Origin of the sequence: Tardiphaga sp. (assembly GCF_028290495.1) — a bacterium.
Lineage (GTDB): Bacteria > Pseudomonadota > Alphaproteobacteria > Rhizobiales > Xanthobacteraceae > Tardiphaga.
Map to the genome: position 1 here is coordinate 1 of NZ_JAQGJT010000101.1, position 2,975 is coordinate 2,975.

Annotated in this window: 3 protein-coding genes and 1 pseudogene; all 4 read left to right on the plus strand. The window is 61.8% G+C overall.

The features are described 5' to 3' along the window. A pseudogene (locus tag JWQ24_RS16060) lies at positions 1-289 on the plus strand (ribosome maturation factor RimP); the annotation flags it as partial. Between the two features lie 3 nt (positions 290-292). Further along, entirely contained in the window at positions 293-1,897 is a 1,605-nt protein-coding gene (gene nusA, locus JWQ24_RS16065; RefSeq protein WP_299809904.1) for a transcription termination factor NusA, read from the plus strand. A 16-nt stretch (positions 1,898-1,913) separates the two neighbouring features. Beyond that, positions 1,914-2,696, plus strand: a complete 783-nt coding sequence (locus JWQ24_RS16070; RefSeq protein ID WP_299809906.1) for an RNA-binding protein — start codon at positions 1,914-1,916, stop codon at positions 2,694-2,696. A gap of 9 nt (positions 2,697-2,705) precedes the next feature. Next, positions 2,706-2,975: translation initiation factor IF-2 associated domain-containing protein (locus JWQ24_RS16075; protein ID WP_299809908.1), on the plus strand; the 270-nt coding region annotated here is incomplete at its 3' end.

The window sequence follows — 2,975 nt, forward strand, 5'->3', positions numbered from 1 at the left end:
CGTTCTGCTGGTGATGGAAGACATCGCGGATGCGCGCCTTGTGCTGACCGACGAGTTGATCGCCGAATCGATGCGGCGCGGCAAGATCGCCGAGCGCGAGATGAAGCAGAATCTTGGAATTCTGCCGCCACCGCCGCCGCATGCGAAGAAGAGCGATCCGGCCAAAAGCAATGCGCCGAAACCGAAATTGAAGACCGAAAAGAAGCCTGCCCCGAAGAATACCAAGGAACACCGCCTTGCCGCGGAAAGACTGCGGCGAGGCGACATCGACCCCACCGAAGGAGACTGAGCCATGGCAGCTGTCAGCGCCAATAAAATCGAACTGCTGCAGATCGCGGACGCGGTTGCGCGCGAAAAATCCATCGACCGCGGCATCGTCATCGCGGCGATGGAGGACGCCATCGCCAAGGCGGCGCGGGCCCGCTACGGCAGCGAGACCGATGTGCATGCCGAGATCGATCCGAAGAAAGGCGAACTTCGGCTGTCGCGCCATATGCTGGTGGTCGACGTGGTCGAGAATTCCTCGAACCAGATTTCATTGATCGATGCGCAACGCGCCAATCCCGGCGCGCAGGTCGGCGACACCATCGCCGACACCCTGCCGCCGCTGGAATACGGCCGTATCGCAGCGCAGTCCGCCAAGCAGGTGATCGTGCAGAAGGTGCGCGAGGCCGAGCGCGACCGGCAATACCAGGAATTCAAGGACCGCATCGGCGATATCGTCAACGGCATCGTCAAGCGCGTCGAATATGGCAGCGTGATCGTCGATCTCGGCCGCGGCGAAGCCATCGTGCGCCGCGACGAGATGCTGCCGCGCGAAGTGTTCCGCAACGGCGACCGCGTCCGCGCCTATATTTTCGACGTTCGCCGCGAGACTCGCGGGCCACAGATCTTCCTGTCGCGCACCCATCCGCAGTTCATGGTCAAACTGTTCGCGCAGGAAGTACCGGAAATCTACGACGGCATCGTCGAAATCAAGGCAGTCGCCCGCGACCCCGGGTCGCGCGCGAAAATCGGCGTGATTTCAAGGGATTCCTCGGTGGATCCGGTTGGCGCCTGCGTCGGTATGCGCGGTTCGCGCGTGCAGGCCGTCGTCAACGAGCTGCAGGGCGAGAAGATCGACATCATCCCGTGGTCGCCGGATATCGCGACCTTCGTCGTCAACGCGCTGGCGCCGGCGGAAGTTTCGAAAGTCGTGATCGATGAAGATCGTGAACGAATCGAGGTTGTCGTTCCCGACACCAATAACCAGCTATCCCTTGCGATCGGTCGTCGCGGCCAGAACGTGCGTCTGGCCTCGCAGCTGACTGGCTGGGATATCGACATCCTCACCGAGACGGAAGAATCCGAGCGTCGTCAGGCCGACTTCGAGAACTCCACCCGCGTGTTCATGGAAGCGCTGAATGTCGACGAAGTCGTCGGCCAGCTGCTGGCGTCCGAGGGTTTCACCTCGGTCGAGGAACTGGCGATGGTCGATATCAAGGAACTGGCCGGGATCGAAGGTTTTGACGACGAGACCGCAGCCGAGCTGCAGAGCCGCGCGCGGGAGTACCTTGAACAGCTTGAGTCAGAGCTCGAAAACAAACGTAAGGAACTAGGTGTGGAAGACGCATTGAAGACGGTACCCGGCGTGACCCTCAAAATGATGGTCAAGTTCGGCGAAAACGACATCAAGACCGTCGAAGACCTGGCCGGCTGCGCCACCGACGATCTGGTGGGCTGGACCGAGCGCAAGGAAGGCGCAGAGCCGATCAAGCATCCGGGCGTGCTCGATGCCAGTGAAGTTTCGCGCGAGGACGCCGAGGCGTTGATCATGCAGGCGCGCGTTATCGCCGGCTGGATCACCCAGGCCGATCTCGACAAGGACGCCGAAGCCGACGTCGTCGAAGAAGCGTAAGGAACGTGTCACGCGCATGTTTGCCCCCGCTGACCTGGCAGATCTTGATACCGGACCTCGGAGCACCAAATCCGGGACCGAGCGGATGTGCGCGGTTACGCGAAGCGTGCGCCCGATCGATGAACTGATTCGATTCGTCGTCGCGCCCACGGGCGAGGTGATTCCGGATCTGAAGCGCAAGCTTCCCGGCCGTGGCCTGTGGGTCACGGCGACGCGCAAGGCGGTCACGGAAGCCGCCAAACGCAATGTTTTTGCCAAGGGCTTCAAGAAAAGCATCAAGGCAGAGCCGACGCTGGCGGAAGACACCGAAAAACTGATGGTGCGCGGCTGCATCGAGGCACTGGCGATGACCGCCAAGGCCGGCGCGGTGGTTTCCGGCTTCACCAAGGTCGAAGACGTGCTGAAGCGCCAGAACGCGCAGGCTTTGCTCCACGCCTCCGACGGCGCGGCCGATGGAATCCGCAAACTGGACGGCATTGCTCGCCAAAATGCCGAATTTGGCGAGAATTCGCAGCTTTTGCCGATTATAACGGTTTTGAGCTGCGATGAATTGGATTTGGCATTAGGCCGGTCAAATGTGATACATGCTGCCGTGCTTACAGGCCCGGCGGGCAAAACGTTCCTGTCACGCAGCCAGACCCTGGTCCGATACCGGATGGCTGACGACGACGGCAACGCAAGCGCCAAAGTTTCGCCGAAACAGGATCTGGCTTCGACGCCACAGGATTTGCCGGCAACGGCAGTGAACAAGAATTCGCTTGAAGAGACTGTGCGGACGCGCACAACGCAACAGGATTAGGACTGCTGAATGGTTGATACGAAATCGCCTTGCGACAAGACACTGAGTGTTCCCTCCAAGACCTTGACGCTGAAGCCACGCGTCGAGCAGGGCACCGTGCGCCAGAGCTTCAGCCACGGACGTACCAACGTGGTCGTGGTGGAAAAACGCGGCAAGCGCCGAATGGCTGCTGACGTGCCGGCTGCGCCGGTCGCGCTGACCCCCGTGCCCGCCCCTGCTGCACCTGCGCCCGCCGCTCCGGCGGCAGCGCCGGTCGCCGCCCCCGCCCCGACGCCCGCG